The following is a 17,336-nucleotide window of genomic DNA, read 5'->3' on the forward strand; positions in this document are numbered from 1 at the left end:
TTTCGTCAGAACCAGCGGCCGGTCGCCATCAGGGTGACGCTCTGGCCGGTCAAAGACCCCGTGGCGAAAGCCGCAAACCCCCATTGCGTGGTCGAGGTCGCGCGGGCATTGACCCAGGCCGTCGCCGCACTGGTCACCGAGCCGCTGCCGACCGGCGTCGCCGCGAAGGGCATGGCGAAACTGGCGCTTTGCGAGCCCGAGGTCCAAAGCACCCCCGCCGCCGTGCTGACCGCCACCCCCGTCACCGTGCGCGTGCAGATCTGCGTGCCATCGGCCCAACGGACATACTCGCCATTGGTATTCGAGCCACGCTCGACCACCGCCCCGGTGGGAACGCCCCCCGATTGCGAGACCGTGCCCAGCATCGCAGGCAACCCCACCTGCCGCCAGGCGCCCCAGGCCCCGTTGATCAGAAGGCGCTCCCACACAGCGCCTGCGGCAAAGGCAGGCCGCAGGATCTGACGCGCGAAATCGGTGCTGTAGCGCAGGATCTCCATCACCGCGCCGGTGCCCGCGGGCAGCCCCGCCGGGAAGGCGCCGGTCGCGCTCTGGCTGACGCCATAGAACCCGGCGGGCAGGTCGGTCGCGTCGATATCGGCCACGCCCGGGGCGGCGATAGCGCCAAGGCCGAACGCCCCTACCGCCATCAGCCGCCCCTCCGTCGCGTCGGTGCGTCCCGATTGCACAGCCGCGCCCGAGGCGATCCCGCTTGCCGCATCAAGGCGCAGCGCGGGGGTGAAACTCACCCCGTCCGCGCTGGTCTTGATCGCAAAGTCGGTATCGCCTACCAGCCCCATCTCGGCGTGACCCGCCCAGTTGCTCTGGAAGAGCAGGCTGCACGTCTCCGTGTCCCCAGTCTTGTTGAGCTTGAGCCGATGCCCCGCGCCAGCGTGGCTCAGCAGCGTCGCGTCTGCGGCGACCGAGAGGCGGTTCGTCGCATCCGAAGTCGTACCGATCCCGAGCCCCTCGAGCATCTGCGTCGCGCCCACACGCACCCACTCACCGCCCGCATAGGCGCGCACATCCTCCCCCGCCGCCGCAATCCAGCCATCCTGCGGCGCGAAGAAATTCCACACCCCGTCCAGATAGGCCGCAAGCTTGCCCGCCGCCTGTCCCGCCCAGGCCCCAGTCGCACCGGAGCCCAGCGCATGAACAGTGCCACCCACTGGCACAGCGGGCGGCGTGGTTGCGTCGAACGCCACGACCGCAAGCTGCACAATGACATCGAGATGGCGCAGCGCCTCGTTATGGGTGACGTGCTTTTGCGCCTGCGAGGGCATGATATAGGGCAGGCCGAGAATGGCGGAGGTATCGGTCATGGCAATCCTGTCGCTCTGGAATGACGTTGGCCGCGATCATTCCGCGCTGTGGTTGAGCCGCCGCTAACCGCGCGCTCGGGCCGTTTACGTTAAGCTTATCTTAGGCTCGATCGACTGAACTGGCCGGGAACGTAACTGATTCCAGAACGGAACCCGGCCATGCAGATCGAAACGACGTGCCTCCCCGGTGTCTTGATGCTTACGCCCGCGCGCCATGGCGATGCGCGGGGCTATTTCTCGGAAAGCTGGAACCGGCGGCGGCTGGCCGAGGCGGGGGTGAACATCGACTTCGTGCAGGACAATCATTCCGTCTCGGCGCAGGTCGGCACGGTGCGCGGGCTGCATTATCAGGCGCCGCCCCATGCGCAGGCCAAGCTGGTGCGCTGCGGGCGCGGGCGGCTTTTCGATGTGGCCGTGGATTTCCGCCGTGGCAGCCCGAGCTTCGGCCAGTGGTTCGGGGCCGAGCTGAGCGCCGCGAATGGCCGCCAGCTGCTGATCCCGGCGGGCTTCCTGCATGGCTTTGTTACCCGCGAACCGGGGACCGAGATCATCTACAAATGCTCGGACTTCTACGCGCCCGAATGTGATGGCGCGGTGCGCTTCGACGACCCCGAGATCGGCATCGACTGGGGTATCGACCCGGCACAGGCGATCCTGTCGGGCAAGGATGCCGCTGCGCCCCTTCTGCGCGACGCGAAATCCCCATTCAGCTACCTGGAGGTCGCAGCATGAAGATCCTTGTTACCGGTGGTGCGGGGTTCATCGGCTCGGCAGTGGTGCGGCTTGCCATCGCGCGGGGCCACTCAGTGGTCAATCTCGACGCGCTGACCTATGCCGCCTGCCTCGACAACCTCGCCTCGGTCGCGCAAAGCCCGCGCTATGCGTTCGAGCATGCCGACATCCGCGACCCCGCGGCGCTTGAGGCGATCTTTCGCCGCCATACCCCTGATGCCGTGCTGCACCTTGCCGCCGAAAGCCATGTGGATCGCTCTATCGACGAGCCGGGCGTGTTCATCGACACGAATGTCACCGGCACGATGATCCTGCTGCAAGCCGCCCGCAGCTATTGGGAACGGTCTGGCCGCCCCGCGCATTTCCGCTTTCACCATGTCTCGACCGATGAGGTCTTCGGCTCGCTCCCGCCCGACCCGGCGGTGAAATTCACCGAAGATAGACCTTACGATCCGCGCTCACCCTATGCGGCGTCCAAGGCCGCGTCGGATCACCTCGTCCACGCCTGGCACGAAACCTACGGCCTGCCGGTGCTGCTGACCAACTGCTCGAACAATTACGGGCCGTTCCACTTCCCCGAAAAGCTGATCCCAGTGGTGATCCTCAACGCCTTGGCGGGCAAGCCGTTGCCGATCTATGGCACCGGCGCGCAGATCCGCGACTGGCTTTATGTCGAGGATCACGCCGAGGCGCTCTTGCTGGTGCTTGAACAGGGCCGCCCCGGCCGCAGCTACAATATCGGCGGCGAGAATGAGCGCACGAACCTCGATCTGGTCCAGACGCTCTGCAAAATCCTCGATGATCGCCGCCCCCGCGCAACGCCCTATGCCGAGCAGATCACCTTTGTCGCCGACCGGCCCGGCCATGACGCACGCTACGCCATCGACCCCACGCGCATCCGGACCGAGTTGGGCTGGCGTCCCTCGGTCAGCGTCGAAGAGGGGCTTGCGCGTACCGTGGACTGGTATCTGACGCACGAAGCCTGGTGGCGCGCACTGCAAACCCGCCGCGGTGTCGGCCAGCGTCTGGGGGTGGTGGCATGATCCTTGTGTTCGGCAGGACCGGGCAGGTCGCGCGCGAGTTGCGCCTGCTGTCCCCCGCTGCGCGGTTTCTGGGCCGGGAGGAGGCCGACTTGACCGATCCCGCCGCCTGCGCCGCCGCCATTCGCGCAATCCGGCCCGTCGCCGTTATCAACGCCGCCGCCTGGACCGCCGTCGATCTGGCAGAGCAGAGCGAAGATATCGCCACCTGCGTCAACGCGATGGCACCGGGCGCCATGGCGCGGGCCTGCGCGGCGCTGGATATCCCCTTCGTGCATATCTCCTCGGATTACGTCTTCGACGGTACCGGCTGCGATCCCTTCGCGCCCGAGGCCGCCACCGCGCCGCTCGGCGCCTATGGGCGATCAAAATTGGCGGGCGAAGAGGCTGTGCGCGCCGCCAACGGCTGCCACGCGATCCTGCGCACCTCTTGGGTGTTCTCGGCCCATGGCACGAATTTCCTACGCACCATGCTGCGGCTCGGACGTGGGCGTGACGGCGTAAGCGTCGTGGCCGATCAGATCGGCGGCCCCACCCCCGCCGATGCCATCGCCGCTGCCTGCCTGACGATCGCCCATACGCTGATCCACGATCCCGCGCGCTCGGGCACTTACCACCTGAGCGGCGCCCCCGATGTCAGCTGGGCCGAGTTCGCCCGCGCCATCATGGATGAGGCCGCCCTGCCCTGCCGCGTGGCCGATATCCCGACCAGCGCCTATCCTACCCCCGCGCGCCGCCCCGCCAATTCGCGGCTCGACTGTTCCGGGCTTGCCGCCTTCGGCCTTGCCCGGCCTGACTGGCGCGCCGCCCTTTCCCGCATCATTCCGCAGATCGGAGACCCCGCATGACCAAGCGCAAAGGCATCATCCTCGCCGGTGGATCGGGGACGCGACTCTACCCGATCACCATCGGCATCTCGAAACAGCTCCTGCCGGTCTATGACAAGCCGATGATCTACTACCCGCTCTCGGCGCTGATGCTGGCGGGTATTCGCGAGATCGCGGTGATCACCACCCCGCAGGATCAGGAACAGTTCCGCCGCACGCTCGGCGATGGCAGCCAGTGGGGGCTCAGCCTCGAATATATCGTCCAGCCGCGCCCCGAAGGCTTGGCGCAGGCCTATCTGCTGGCCGAGGACTTCCTCGACGGCGCGCCCTCGGCGCTGGTGCTGGGGGATAATATCTTCTTCGGCCACGGCTTGCAGGAATTGCTGTACCGGGTCAGCCTGCGTCAGGATGGCGGCACGGTCTTCGGCTACCGCGTCGCCGACCCCGAGCGCTATGGCGTCGTGGCTTTCGACGCCGCGGGTCAGGCCACCGCGCTGATCGAGAAACCGGCGCAGCCGCCCTCGCCCTATGCGGTCACCGGGCTCTATTTCCTCGATGGCGACGCGCCGCTGCGCGCGCGCGAGGTGCGCCCCTCTCCGCGCGGCGAGTTGGAGATTGTCACCCTGCTTGAAGGCTACCTGCGCGAGGGACGCCTGAACGTCGAGCTGATGGGCCGCGGCTATGCCTGGCTCGACACCGGGACGCATCACAGCCTGCTCGACGCCGGCAATTTCGTGCGCACCCTGCAACAGCGGCAGGGCCAGCAGGTTGGTTGCCTCGAAGAGATCGCCCATACGCAGGGCTGGGTCGATGACCTCGGCCTGTTGGAGCGCGCGGCGCGTTTCGACAAGAACGATTACGGCCGGTATCTGAGCAGCCTGACGACCCAGATGATGTGAGGCCGCGATGAGCGCGCCGCATGTCGCGATCCTGATGGCGGTGCGCAACGGCGCACGGCACCTGCCCGCGCAACTCGACAGCATCGCCGGGCAAGAGCATACCAATTGGACGCTGCTCGTCAGCGATGACGGATCGCGCGATGGCTCATCTGGGGTCATCTCGGGCTTCGCGCTGCGGGGGCACCGCGTGATCTGTCTTGATGGACCGCGCCAGGGGGCGGGCGCGAACTTCCTGTCGCTGGTGCGCCGAATGCAGGGCCATGTGCCCGCGAAAAGCTGGCTGGCCTTTGCCGATCAGGATGATGTCTGGCTGCCCGACCGACTTGCGCGCGGGATCGCGGCGCTGGAGGGCATCGCGGGCCCCGCGCTTTATTGCAGCCGCACCTGGATCACCGATGAGCGGCTGGAGCACCGCCGGATTTCCTTGCCATGCCAGCGCCCGCTGGGGTTTCGCAATGCCCTGGTGCAGAATGTGGCGGCGGGAAACACCATTCTTCTCAACCCTGCGGGCGCCCGTCTGGCCAACGCCGCCGCGCCCGAGGCGGCCCGGATCGTCATGCATGACTGGTGGATCTATCAGCTTCTGTCCGGCGCGGGCGCTCGGATGGTGCATGACGATCGCCCCGCCCTGCTCTACCGTCAGCACTCCGGCAATGAGATCGGCGCGAATGACGGCGCGGGGGCGAAGCTGCACCGTATTGGGCAGTTATTCGCGGGACACTATCGGCAGTGGAACAGCGTGAATGTCGCCGCTCTGAACGCCTCGGCGCATCGCCTGACGCCCGAGAACCGTGCGCTTTTGTCCGGTTTTACGGATGTGCGGCGCTCACCGCTTTGGCGACGGCCGGGTGCGCTTTGGCGGCTCGGGCTGTATCGTCAGTCGCGTGCAAGCACTGCGGCGCTTTGGCTTGCGGCAATGCTCGGTCGGCTCTGATCCACCGATCCCCGGAATAATGCACGCAGCGATGGTGCGAAGGGCTGCACAGCCGCGGGTCAGGTTGTATAGCTGAGGGCAAGGTTTCGAACGGATTATAGAATGAAGATCACGCCCTGCCTTCTTTGCGGTGGTTCCGGCACCCGGCTTTGGCCCCTGTCGCGCAAATCCTACCCCAAGCAGTTTGCCGCGCTCATCGGTGAGGAAAGCCTGTTTCAGGCCTCGGCGCGAAGGGTCTCGCAACCCATGGGCGGGCTTAGTTTTGCCGCGCCGCTGACGATCACCAACAACGATTTTCGCTTCATCGTGGCCGAGCAACTGACCGAGGCCGGGATCGACCCCGGCCCGATCCTGATCGAGCCCGAGGGCCGCAATACCGCCCCCGCCGTGCTGGCCGCTGCCCTTTATCTCGCGCAGACGGACCCCGAGGCGGTCATGCTTGTGGCGCCTTCGGATCACCTGATCCCCGATACCGCGGCCTTCCTTGCCTCGGTCGGGGCGGGTCTTTCGGCTGTCGCGCGCGGCGATCTGGTCACTTTCGGCATCGCGCCCACCCGCCCCGAGACGGGTTACGGCTATCTGCATCTGGGCGCACAGCGCGACAGCTCGGGCCAGCCCATCGCGCTACGCAATTTCGTCGAGAAACCCGATCTGGCGAATGCCGAGCGGATGCTAGCCGCAGGCGACTACCTTTGGAACGCGGGCATCTTCCTGTTCCGCGTGACGGATATTCTGGCTGCCTTCGAAGCCCATGCGCCGGAACTGCTGGAACCCGTGCGCCAGTCGGTCACGCAGGCGCGCAGCGATCTGGGCTTTGTGCGGCTCGCGCCCGAGGCTTGGGGCAAGGCGCGCGATATCTCGATCGACTATGCGGTGATGGAAAAGGCCCAGAACCTCAGCGTTGTGCCCTTTAGCGGCGCGTGGTCGGACCTTGGCGGATGGGATGCGGTCTGGCGCGAAAGCGGGCCGGATGCGCGGGGCGTTGTCTGCTCGGACCACGCAACCGCCATCGATTGCGCCGACAGCCTGTTGCGCTCCGAGGCCGAGGGGGTCGAGCTTGTGGGCATAGGGCTGGAAAACATCATCGCCGTGGCGATGCAGGACGCGGTTCTGGTCGCCGCCAAGGACCGCGCGCAGGATGTGAAAGATGCCGTCGCCGCCCTCAAGGCGCGCGGCGCCAAGCAGGCCACGCAATTGCCGCGCGACTATCGCCCCTGGGGCTGGTTCGAAAGCCTCGCGACCGGCGGGCGCTTCCAGGTCAAGCGTATCGTCGTGCATCCGGGCGCCGCGCTCAGCCTGCAAAGCCACTTTCACCGCTCGGAGCACTGGATCGTGGTCGAGGGCACCGCCGAGGTAACCATCGACGACACCACCCGCCTGATCAGCGAGAACCAGTCCGTCTATATCCCGCTTGGCGCGGTGCACCGGATGCGCAACCCCGGCAAGGTGCCGATGGTACTGATCGAGGTGCAGACCGGCACCTATCTGGGGGAAGATGACATCATCCGATACGAGGATGTCTACGCCCGCAACTGATCGCCTCAGTCGTCCTCGAAACACATGGCGCGGCCATCCACGCGGATGGTCTGCGCGCCATCCTCGATCGAGCGCGCGCGGCGCGACACGAAGGACGAGGGTTTCGAGGCCGAGCGATCCTTGGGATCGGGCAGCACGGCGGCCAGTAGCGCCGCCTGGCGCGGGGTGAGCCGGTCGGGCGTCGTGCGGAAATAGCGGAAGGCCGCCGCGTTGACGCCAAAGACACCCTCATCGAATTCGGCCACGTTCAGATAGACCTCAAGGATACGCCGCTTGGTCCAGACCGCCTCGACCACCGGGGTCAGCGCGGCCTCCATCGCCTTGCGCAGCCAGCTGCGGCCCTGCCACAGGAACACGTTCTTCACCACCTGCTGGCTCAGCGTCGAGGCGCCGCGCCCCGAGCCCTCGTCTATCGCCTGACGGATGGCGCGCATGTCAAAGCCCCAGTGTTCGCAGAAGTTCGCGTCTTCGGCCGCAACGACCGAGCGCGCCATGACCGGAGCGATTTCCTCGATCGGGGTCCATTGCCGATCGACCCCGCCAAGGCGGCGCGCCTCGGACCAGATGGTGATCGTCGTGGGCGGGTTGATGAAGGAATAAAGCACCACCAGCGCCAGCATCGCCGCGATGAAGCCCAGACCGATTCGCGCCGCCCATTTGAATAGCCAGCCAAACAGCGCCCGGTTCTGGGTTTGCTGCCCGCGCGGTTTGCGTTTCGTCTTGCCTGTGGTGGTTTTCTTCTGCGCCATGCCGCCATAAGTCACGGCTGGCCCCTGCTGGTCAAGCCGGTCGCTGCGCACAAGGCGCGCCACCGCCGATCTTGTCCGAAACGGGCCGTTTGCCGACGTCCCGAGATGAAAAGGGCGAGGCAATCTGCCCCGCCCTTTTGCATTCTGACTGCGTGCCTGTGCTTACTCGGCCGGCATCGCCTGCGGCTCGTCGCTCAGCGGGAAGGGCAGATGCACCAGCATCTCCTTCGGGCAGACCTGCAGGAAGTTGGCGCGCTCGGCCTCCCAGTTTTGCAGGATGTCGCTGGCCTTGCGCGAGCCGGTCTCCTTGGCGTGGCGCTCGATCAGGCCCTTCAGCTGGGCTTCCCAATGCGGGTGGCTGACCGCGCAGGTCACGAGGCTTTCGAGGTTCATGTAATCCTCGGCCAGCCCGTCCGGGTCATAGAGGTAAGCCATGCCGCCGGTCATGCCCGCACCGAAGTTCGCCCCGATGCGGCCCAGGATCACCGCGATACCGCCGGTCATGTATTCACAGCCGTTCGAGCCGCAGCCCTCGACCACAACCTTGGCGCCCGAGTTGCGCACACCGAAACGTTCGCCCGCGCGGCCCGCCGCGAACAGGTGACCGTCGGTCGCACCGTAAAGCACGGTGTTGCCGATGATCGTGTTCTCGCTGGCCACGAGCGGCGAGGCCATCGGCGGACGCACCACGATGGTGCCGCCCGACAGACCCTTGCCGACGTAGTCGTTCGCGTCACCCGACACCTCGATCTTGAGGCCTGGCGCCGCGAAGGCCCCCAACGACTGCCCGCACGAGCCGGTCAACTTCACCGTCAGGTGGTCGGGTTGCAGCGCGTTGCGCATCCCGAAGTTCTTGACGATGTGGCTCGAGGCGCGCGTCCCGATGGTGCGCAGCGTGTTGCGGACCGCATAGGACAGCTGCATCTTCTCGCCATCTTCGAAGAAGCGGTGACCGTCCTTGATGATCTCGGCATCAAGGGTATCAGGCACATAGTTGCGCGGCTTCGAGCGGTCGTAGACGATCTTGTCCCAGCCATCGACGGTGATCAACAGCGGGTTCAGGTCGAGGTCGTCGAGGAAGGCCGAGCCACGGCTGACCTGCGTCAGCAGGTCAGCGCGGCCGATGATCTCGTCCATCGAACGGGCACCGATCGAGGCCAGGATCTCGCGCACTTCCTGGGCATAGAAGGTGATCAGGTTCACGACCTTGTCCGCCGTGCCGGTGAACTTGGCGCGCAGCGCCGGATCTTGGGTGCAGACGCCCACCGGGCAGGTGTTCGACTGGCACTGACGCACCATGATGCAGCCCATCGCGATCAGCGCGGCGGTGCCGATGCCGTATTCCTCGGCGCCCATCATCGCGGCCATGACGATGTCGCGGCCGGTCCGCAGACCGCCGTCGGTGCGCAGCGTGACGCGGTCACGCAGCTTGTTCATCGCCAGAACCTGATGCGCCTCGGTCAGGCCCATCTCCCATGGCAGACCCGCGTATTTGATCGAGGTCGCCGGCGAGGCACCCGTGCCGCCGTTGTGGCCCGAGATCAGGATGATATCGGCCTTCGCCTTGGCCACGCCCGCCGCGATCGTGCCGACGCCCGACGAGGCCACCAGCTTGACCGTCACCTTGCAGCGCGGGTTGATCTGCTTGAGGTCGTAGATCAGCTGCGCAAGGTCTTCGATCGAGTAGATGTCGTGGTGCGGCGGCGGCGAGATCAGCGTCACACCCTTGGTCGAGTGGCGCAGACGCGCGATCAGGTCGGTGACCTTCATGCCCGGCAGCTGGCCGCCCTCGCCCGGTTTTGCGCCTTGGGCCACCTTGATCTCAAGCTCTTCGCAGTGGTTGAGGTATTCGGCGGTCACGCCGAAACGGCCCGAGGCCACCTGCTTGATCTTTGCGCTCGGATTGTCGCCGTTCGGCTCCGGCACGAAATGCGCCGGATCCTCGCCACCCTCGCCCGAGTCGGACTTGGCGCCGATGCGGTTCATGGCAACGTTGAGCAGTTTGTGCGCCTCGGGCGACAGCGCGCCCAGCGACATGCCCGGGGTGACGAAGCGCTTGCGGATCGAGGTGATCGATTCCACTTCCTCGATCGGAACCGGCTTGCCGAGCGTCTTGATGTCCAGCAGGTCACGGATATGGATCGGCGGGTTGGCCCGCATCATCGCCGAATACTGCTTCCACAGGTCGTAGGAGGCGCGATCACAGGCCGATTGCAGCAGGTGCATCGTCTGCGCTTCCCAGGCGTGCTTTTCACCCGTGCGGCGGGCCTTGTAGAAGCCGCCGATCGGCATGACGTCCTGGCCGCCCTTCCAGCCCTTGGTGTGCACCTCTTCCAGCTTGTGCTGGATGCCGTGCAGACCGATGCCCGAGATGCGCGAATGCATGCCGGGGAAATACTCGGCCACCATGGCGCGCGACAGGCCCACGGCTTCAAAGTTCAGACCGCCGCGATAGGACGAGATGATCGAGATGCCCATCTTTGACATGATCTTCAGCAGACCCGCGTCGATCGCATCGCGATAGCGGCGCATGTTGTCCACGAGGCTGCCTTCCAGCAGGCCGCGCTCGATCCGGTCGGCGATTGAGTCCTGCGCCAGGTAGGCGTTGACCGTCGTCGCGCCCGAACCGATCAGAACCGCGAAATAGTGGCTGTCGATGCACTCGGCCGAGCGCACGTTGATCGAGGTGAAGGTGCGCAGGCCCTTGCGGGTCAGCCACGAATGCACCGCCGAGGTCGCAAGGATCATCGGCATGGCGACCCTGTCGGCGCCCTGATGCTCATCGGTCAGCACGATATGCAGTGCGCCCGAACGCACCGCATCCTCGGCCTCGGCGCGGATACGCTCCAGCCCCTCGCGCAGGGCTTCCTGATCGGCATTGGCCGGGAAGGTGCAGTCGATGATCGCCACGGAATCACCGAACTGCTTGAACATCTGTTCATATTCGGCGTTCGCGATGAACGGGCTTTCGAGGCTGAGGATCTCGGTCTGGCTGCTGTCTTCGTCGAGCACGTTCTTGAGGTTGCCGAACCGCGTCTTGAGCGACATCACGCGGCTTTCGCGCAACGAGTCGATCGGCGGGTTGGTGACCTGGCTGAAGTTCTGGCGGAAGAAATGCGACAGCGGGCGGTATTGCTTGGACAGAACCGCCGGCGGCGTGTCGTCGCCCATCGAGGCGATGGCTTCCTTGCCGTCCTCGGCCATCGGCGCAAGGATCTGTTCCAGCTCCTCGACCGAGTAGCCCGCCGCGATCTGGCGCTTGCGCAGCTCGGCACCCGAGAACAGCGCCTTTTCCGGCACGTCGCGCATCAGCGCGTTCAGGTCCACCACCTTCTCGACCCATTCGCCGAAGGGTTGGCTGTTGGCCAGGCGGTCCTTGATGTCCTTGTCGTGGTAGAGCTTGCCCTCGCGCATATCGACCGCGATCATCTGACCCGGCCCGAGCGCGCCTTTTTCGCGCACACCCATTTCGTCGATCGGCACCATGCCGACCTCGGAACCCGCGATCAGCATACCGTCGCCAGTCACGACATAGCGCATCGGGCGCAGGCCATTGCGGTCAAGACCGCCGCAGACCCAGCGGCCATCGGTCATTGCCAGCGCGGCCGGGCCGTCCCACGGCTCCATGACAGAGTTGCAATAGGCATACATGTCCTGCCAGGCCTTGGGCATGTCGGTCGTGGCTTTCGACCAGGCCTCGGGGACCAGCATCGTCTTGGTCATCGGCGCCGAGCGGCCCGAACGCACCATGACTTCGAACACCGCGTCCAGCGCGCCCGAGTCCGAGGCGCCAGCCGGGATGATCGGCTTGATGTCCTCGGCGGCGTCGCCGAAGGTGCCCGAGGCCATGCGGATCTCGTGGCTCTTCATCCAGTTGATGTTGCCCTTGATCGTGTTGATCTCGCCGTTATGGGCAAGCATGCGGAAAGGCTGCGCCAGCCACCACTGCGGGAAGGTGTTCGTCGAGTAGCGCTGGTGATAGATCGCGAAGGCCGACTCGAAGCGGTCGTCCTTGAGGTCGGGGTAGAACTCCGCGACCTGCTCGGCCAGCATCATGCCCTTGTAGATGATCGAGCGCGTCGACAGCGAGCAGAGATAGAGGCCCGCGATCTGCGCCGCGATCGCCGCTTTCTCGATGCGGCGGCGGATGACGTAAAGCTCGCGCTCGAACTGCTCGTCGTCGATGTCCTTCTCGCAGCGGATCAGGATCTGCTCGATCTCGGGACGGGTGGCGTTGGCCTTGTCGCCCAGCACTTCGGTGTTCACCGGAACGTGGCGCCAGCCGTAGATGTAGTGGCCCATCCGCAGAACTTCGGATTCCACGATCGTGCGGCAGCGCTCCTGCGCGCCGAAATCGGTGCGCGGCAGGAAGATCTGGCCCACGGCCACGCGCTTTTGCATGTCCGGCTCGTGGCCGGTGCGGCGGATCTGGTCATAGAAGAAGGGAACCGGGATTTGCACATGGATGCCCGCGCCGTCGCCGGTCTTGCCATCGGCATCCACCGCGCCACGGTGCCAGATCGCCTTCAGCGCCTCGATGCCGTTCTCGACAACCTTGCGCGAGGCCTTGCCGTCCAGCGAGACCACAAGACCCACGCCGCACGATGCCTTCTCGTCGTCCAGCTTGAACAGCGAGTTCTCGTCCATCCACTTGCGCTTGGCTTCCTCGGCGGCAACCCAGGCTTCATCGTATTTCGTCATGTCAGTGCCTCCTCAGAGAGTGGGTCGGTCATTCAGGGGCGACGCGCCGGTCATCAGCATGTCGCAATCATATTTCGGGCGGGTCTCACCAAAACCCTCGTCGCCGGGAAAGGCGAAACTCACGGGGGTCATCAAGGTCGAGGCCTTGTCGCCAAAGACGTTCTCGAATTGCTCGGTATCCGAAAAGAACAGGCGCAACTCGCGGCTGATCAGTTGCCGGCCCTTGCGGTGGGCGAGGAAGTTTCCCGCCTCGTCCTCGACGGTCATGTCGAACTCGCAACGCTCCAGCGCGACGCCGTCGATGGTTACGCTTTCGCCGGTAAGCCGGTCGAAGCCCACGTTGCGGCGCACCTCGCCGAAGTTGTTGCGCGTGACGAAGTCGTAATCGTCGCGTCCCTCGGCCAGCAGCGCGCTGAACGAGGCATGATCGACCGAGCCTGCTTCGTCCAGCCGGTCAATCTCGCCGGTTTCGGTGCTGTAGCTCAGCATCCAGCGGGTCTCGTCGTCGAGCTTGGAGATGAAGAACACGCCCGAGCCATCAGCAAAGGCGATGTTGCGATAGCCGGCAGGGTCGGCCTCGCAGCGGTAATGGTTCGCGACCTGGCAATCGTGCAGTTGCACGGTCATTTCCAGATCGCAGCCGGGCGGCGGCGTGAACGAGGTGGCAGCCGCGGGCAGGACGGCGAAAAGCCCCCCGACCGTTGCCAGAATTGCCGCTCTTGCGATCACCGCAGTTACCCTTTCGAAGCCTGTTGGGTCAGCCGTGCTGACCCGATGAAGTCCGCCGGACCTCTGATCCGCATCGGCAAGAGGGTTCCCCCGCCGATGCGCCCTAATCACTCGGCCGCGACTGCCGCCGCGCCGTCGATGAACTTGACGACCGCCTCAGCCGCCTCGCGCCCGTCACGGATCGCCCAAACCACAAGGCTTGCGCCGCGCACGATGTCGCCCACCGCGAAAACGCCCGGCAGGCTGGTCATATGCGTGCCGAAGGACGCCTTGACGGTGCCCCAACGGGTCACTTCCAGCCCGTCCACGCCCCAAAGCTTGGGCAGGTTCTCGGGCTCGAAGCCAAGCGCCTTGATCACCAGATCGGCGGGCTCTTCGTAGATGCCGCCCTCGATCGGCTCGGGCGACTGGCGGCCCGAAGCATCCGGCGCGCCCAGCTTCATGCGCTGCACGGTGACCGAGGCGACCGGATTGCCCGAGAACCCCTTGGGCGCGGCCATCCAGACGAACTCGACGCCTTCTTCCTCGGCGTTCTGCACTTCGCGCTGCGAGCCGGGCATGTTGGCGCGGTCGCGGCGGTAGAGACACTTGACCGACTTGGCGCCCTGACGGATCGCAGTGCGCACGCAATCCATCGCGGTGTCGCCACCGCCGATTACGACGACGTTCTTGCCCTCGGCATTATAAGTGCCATCGGTGAATTCCGGCACATCGTCACCGAAGCTAAGCTTGTTCGACACGGTCAGGTAGTCGATCGCGCGCACGATACCGTCGGCATCTGCGCCCGGATCGGTCAGATCGCGGGTCTTGTAGACGCCGGTAGCGATGACGATGGCGTCATGCTTGCCGCGGATCGCGTCAAAGCTGAGGTCCTCGCCGACGTTGCAGTTCAGCACGAATTCGACGCCGCCCTGCGCAAGCTGATCGACGCGCTGCATGACGATGTCTTTTTCCAGCTTGAAGCCGGGGATGCCGTAGGTCAGCAGGCCGCCCGCGCGGTCGTAGCGGTCATAGACGGTGACTTGCAGACCCGCGCGGCGCAGCGCGTCGGCGGCGGCCAGGCCGCCCGGACCCGCGCCGATGATGCCCACCGATTCCGCGCGCTCGGTCGCGGGCTTAACGGGTTTCACCCAGCCCATGTCCCAGGCGGTGTCGGTGATATACTTCTCGATAGCGCCGATGGTGACGGTGCCATGGCCCGATTGCTCGATCACGCAGTTACCTTCGCACAGGCGGTCCTGCGGGCAGATGCGGCCGCAGATCTCGGGGAAGGTGTTGGTGGCCTGGCTGATCTCATAGGCCTCTTGCAGACGGCCCGCGGCGGTCAGGCGCAGCCAGTCGGGGATGTTGTTGTGCAGCGGGCAGTGCGTGTGACAATAGGGCACGCCACATTGCGAGCAGCGCGAGGCCTGCTCGGTCGCTTTCGCGTCGGCGAACTCGCGGTAAATCTCGTTGAAGTCGTGGGAGCGCACACTTGCGTCACGCTTCTCGGGCATCTCCTTCGCCGTATGGACGAACTTGAGCATGCGTTCCTTTGCCATGGCCGTGCCTCCCTTCGAATGGATCGGGTGCGCATGGTTACACCGGGTCTGTGGAAAATAAAAGTCAGCAATACTGTCTTAAATGGCATAAAAATGCAGCCGATGGTCGCGACAGGCGGTCGCAATACCCGAAATTAGGTCAACACGTGATACCTAACACTCAATAACCCACGTAAATAAACGCCAGAGCAGCGGTTCCGACGATGATTCGCCACCAGCCGAAAGCCGCGTAACCATGCCGCCCGACGAAATCCAAGAGGCCCCGCACAACAAAGACCCCCGAGATGAAGGCCGCAACGAAGCCAATCGCGATCAGGTCGATGTCATTAGCGTTGAGCAGATCGCGGCTCTTGTAAAGATCATAGGCGAAAGCGCCCGCCATGGTCGGCATCGACAGGAAAAAGCTGAACTCGGCCGCGGCGCGCTTGGACACGCCCATCAACATCGCGCCGACAATGGTCGAGCCCGAACGCGAGACGCCCGGAATCATCGCAAGGCACTGGAACAGGCCGATCTTGAACGCCATGGCGGGGGACAGGTGCATTGCGTCCGTCTCACGCTCGGGCAGGTTCAGCCGGTCAACCCAAAGCAGGATCACGCCGCCCAGCACCAGCATCGAGGCGATCAGGATCGGCGTCTCGAACAGCACTTTCTTGATGATGTCATGCGCGGCAACGCCGACGATCACCGCGGGTAGAAATGCAATCAGCACCGAAAGGATGAAGCGGCGCGCGGCCGGATCATGCGGGGCGGAGGCGAAGACATGGATCAGCCGTCCTGCATAGACGCCGACGATCGCCAGAATCGCGCCCAGCTGGATCAGTACCTCGAAGGTCTTGCCCGACGAGTTGAAGCCAAGAAAATGACCGGCCAAGAGAATATGGCCGGTCGAGGAAACGGGTATGAACTCGGTCAGCCCCTCAAGCAGGCCAAGCAGGCCCGCAATGATCGTGTCGCTCATTACGAGGTCTTGCGCATGTTCTTCGCAGAGGCCTGGATGGCGTCATACTGTCCATGCGGACGGAAGCGCCACAGGTAGTCAGGCAGCACGGCGCCGACCGGCGTCGGCTTGATGCCCAGATCCGCAAAGGTCTTGGCGCCTTCCGAAACCACATTGTCCTTTTGCAGGTTCTTCAGCTGGTCGAGCGTCAGGATCCGGTTGGTCACGAGGCCAAGCGTCACTCCCTGAAGCACGTCGAAGGCGCCAGCGATGATCTTGGCGACGAAGACGGGCAGGCTGACCACGAGGCGGCGGCGGTTGATCACCGCAAGCATCCGGCCCATCAGGCCCTTGAACGTATCCACATCGGGACCGCCGAGTTCGTAGATGCCGGTGGCCTTGCCCTCGGCGCCGATCACCGCCGCTTGTGCCACGTCATCGACCCAGACCGGCTGGAAGCGCGTGTCGCCACCGGCGACCGGCAGCACCGGGCCGAACTTGGCCATGGCCGCGAACTTGTTGAAGAAGCCGTCCTCGGTCCCGAACAGGATCGAGGGGCGCAGGATCATCGCGCTCGGGAAATGCTTGACCACCTCGGCCTCACCAAGCGCCTTGGTGCGCGCGTAGTTGCTTTCCGATTCCGCATCCGCGCCGATAGCCGAAACATGCACCAGCGACTTGACGCCTTCTTTCGCGGCGATCCGCGCGATCAGCCCGGCACCATCGGCCTGCACCGCGTCGAAACGGTTCGGGCCTTCGTTCACGAGGATACCGACACAGTTGATCACCGCATCCGCGCCGCGCATCGCTTCGCGCACACTGACGTGGTCGCGGATATTGCACAGAACCGGCTCGACCTGACCAACGGCACCGTAGGGCTTCACGAAGAGCGCCTCGTTCGGGCGGCGCACCGCAACGCGCACGCGCCAGCCGTCCTTTGCCATGCGCCGGGCGATGTAACGCCCGAGGAATCCGGAACCGCCATAGATCGTGACCAGCTTCGACATCGGCTTTGGCCTTTCAATTGAAAAAAGTTGTCCCCTGATTAGCGCCAAGGCCCTTGTCAAACAAGGCCAAAGGCCGGGTCGCAGACGGATGCGAAGAAAATCTTTCAAACCCCCGTTGACAGTGCCTGCGCCCCCGGATACATCGCCCCTCACGACACCGGCCCAGGTGGCGGAATTGGTAGACGCGCACGGTTCAGGTCCGTGTGCCGCAAGGCGTGGAGGTTCGAGTCCTCTCCTGGGCACCAAACAAAAAAGCCGCTCAAGCGAATAGCTTGGGCGGCTTTTTTGTTTGGCCAGCTAGCGCGCGACGCAGTCGCATGACTGCGGCATCGTGAAGAATTGCCCCATCTGGCAAACTGGCGTAGCCTGAAGCCTAGTTGAC

Annotated in this window: 13 protein-coding genes and 1 tRNA gene; 7 read left to right on the forward strand and 7 right to left on the reverse strand. The window is 65.0% G+C overall.

Annotation, left to right across the window (positions count from 1 at the left end):
• Positions 1-5: 5 nt before the first annotated feature.
• Positions 6-1,319, reverse strand: a complete 1,314-nt coding sequence (locus LZA78_RS11725; RefSeq protein WP_233677124.1) for a DUF2793 domain-containing protein — start codon at positions 1,317-1,319, stop codon at positions 6-8.
• Between the two features lie 159 nt (positions 1,320-1,478).
• On the opposite strand from LZA78_RS11725, the gene rfbC reads away from it, so the two are divergent.
• The 6 genes from rfbC to LZA78_RS11755 all read left to right on the forward strand — a co-directional run bounded on the left by rfbC (position 1,479) and on the right by LZA78_RS11755 (position 7,287).
• Positions 1,479-2,051 (forward strand): dTDP-4-dehydrorhamnose 3,5-epimerase, encoded by a 573-nt coding sequence (gene rfbC / locus LZA78_RS11730; RefSeq protein ID WP_233677125.1) that lies wholly within the window; start codon positions 1,479-1,481, stop codon positions 2,049-2,051.
• Positions 2,048-3,094 (forward strand): dTDP-glucose 4,6-dehydratase, encoded by a 1,047-nt coding sequence (gene rfbB / locus LZA78_RS11735; RefSeq protein ID WP_233677126.1) that lies wholly within the window; start codon positions 2,048-2,050, stop codon positions 3,092-3,094. The genes rfbC and rfbB overlap by 4 nt, the downstream gene beginning before the upstream one ends.
• On the forward strand, positions 3,091-3,939 hold the full coding sequence (rfbD, locus tag LZA78_RS11740) for a dTDP-4-dehydrorhamnose reductase (protein ID WP_233677127.1): 849 nt from the start codon (positions 3,091-3,093) through the stop codon (positions 3,937-3,939). The genes rfbB and rfbD overlap by 4 nt, the downstream gene beginning before the upstream one ends.
• Positions 3,936-4,817 (forward strand): glucose-1-phosphate thymidylyltransferase RfbA, encoded by an 882-nt coding sequence (gene rfbA, locus LZA78_RS11745; RefSeq protein ID WP_233677128.1) that lies wholly within the window; start codon positions 3,936-3,938, stop codon positions 4,815-4,817. Before rfbD ends, rfbA begins: the two co-directional genes overlap by 4 nt.
• Before the next feature lie 7 nt (positions 4,818-4,824).
• Positions 4,825-5,751, forward strand: a complete 927-nt coding sequence (locus LZA78_RS11750) for a glycosyltransferase (protein ID WP_233677129.1) — start codon at positions 4,825-4,827, stop codon at positions 5,749-5,751.
• A 102-nt stretch (positions 5,752-5,853) separates the two neighbouring features.
• The gene (locus LZA78_RS11755; RefSeq protein ID WP_233677130.1) at positions 5,854-7,287 is read left to right on the forward strand and encodes a mannose-1-phosphate guanylyltransferase/mannose-6-phosphate isomerase; all 1,434 of its coding nucleotides are present in this window, start codon (positions 5,854-5,856) and stop codon (positions 7,285-7,287) included.
• 5 nt (positions 7,288-7,292) lie between these two features.
• Here LZA78_RS11755 and mtgA read toward each other — a convergent pair whose 3' ends face one another.
• The 6 genes from mtgA to LZA78_RS11785 form a co-directional block, all read right to left on the reverse strand.
• The gene (gene mtgA / locus LZA78_RS11760) at positions 7,293-8,036 is read right to left on the reverse strand and encodes a monofunctional biosynthetic peptidoglycan transglycosylase (RefSeq protein ID WP_233677131.1); all 744 of its coding nucleotides are present in this window, start codon (positions 8,034-8,036) and stop codon (positions 7,293-7,295) included.
• A 162-nt stretch (positions 8,037-8,198) separates the two neighbouring features.
• A complete protein-coding gene (gene gltB, locus LZA78_RS11765) occupies positions 8,199-12,737 on the reverse strand; it encodes a glutamate synthase large subunit (protein WP_233677132.1) in 4,539 nt (1,512 codons plus the stop codon).
• Between the two features lie 12 nt (positions 12,738-12,749).
• Positions 12,750-13,466 (reverse strand): hypothetical protein, encoded by a 717-nt coding sequence (locus tag LZA78_RS11770; RefSeq protein WP_233677133.1) that lies wholly within the window; start codon positions 13,464-13,466, stop codon positions 12,750-12,752.
• Positions 13,467-13,573: 107 nt separating this feature from the next.
• Complete coding sequence (locus tag LZA78_RS11775) at positions 13,574-15,007, reverse strand: NAD(P)-dependent oxidoreductase (RefSeq protein WP_233677134.1); 1,434 nt, start codon at positions 15,005-15,007, stop codon at positions 13,574-13,576.
• Between the two features lie 160 nt (positions 15,008-15,167).
• On the reverse strand, positions 15,168-15,968 hold the full coding sequence (locus LZA78_RS11780; protein WP_233677135.1) for an undecaprenyl-diphosphate phosphatase: 801 nt from the start codon (positions 15,966-15,968) through the stop codon (positions 15,168-15,170).
• Positions 15,968-16,954 carry a complex I NDUFA9 subunit family protein gene (locus tag LZA78_RS11785; RefSeq protein WP_233677136.1) on the reverse strand — a complete coding sequence of 329 codons (987 nt, stop codon included), beginning with the start codon at positions 16,952-16,954 and terminating at the stop codon, positions 15,968-15,970. Before LZA78_RS11785 ends, LZA78_RS11780 begins: the two co-directional genes overlap by 1 nt.
• Positions 16,955-17,114: 160 nt before the next feature.
• On the opposite strand from LZA78_RS11785, the gene LZA78_RS11790 reads away from it, so the two are divergent.
• A tRNA-Leu gene (locus tag LZA78_RS11790) sits at positions 17,115-17,199 on the forward strand.
• The last annotated feature ends 137 nt before the right edge of the window (positions 17,200-17,336 follow it).

Source organism: Rhodobacter flavimaris, assembly GCF_021378075.1.
GTDB lineage: Bacteria > Pseudomonadota > Alphaproteobacteria > Rhodobacterales > Rhodobacteraceae > Rhodobacter > Rhodobacter flavimaris.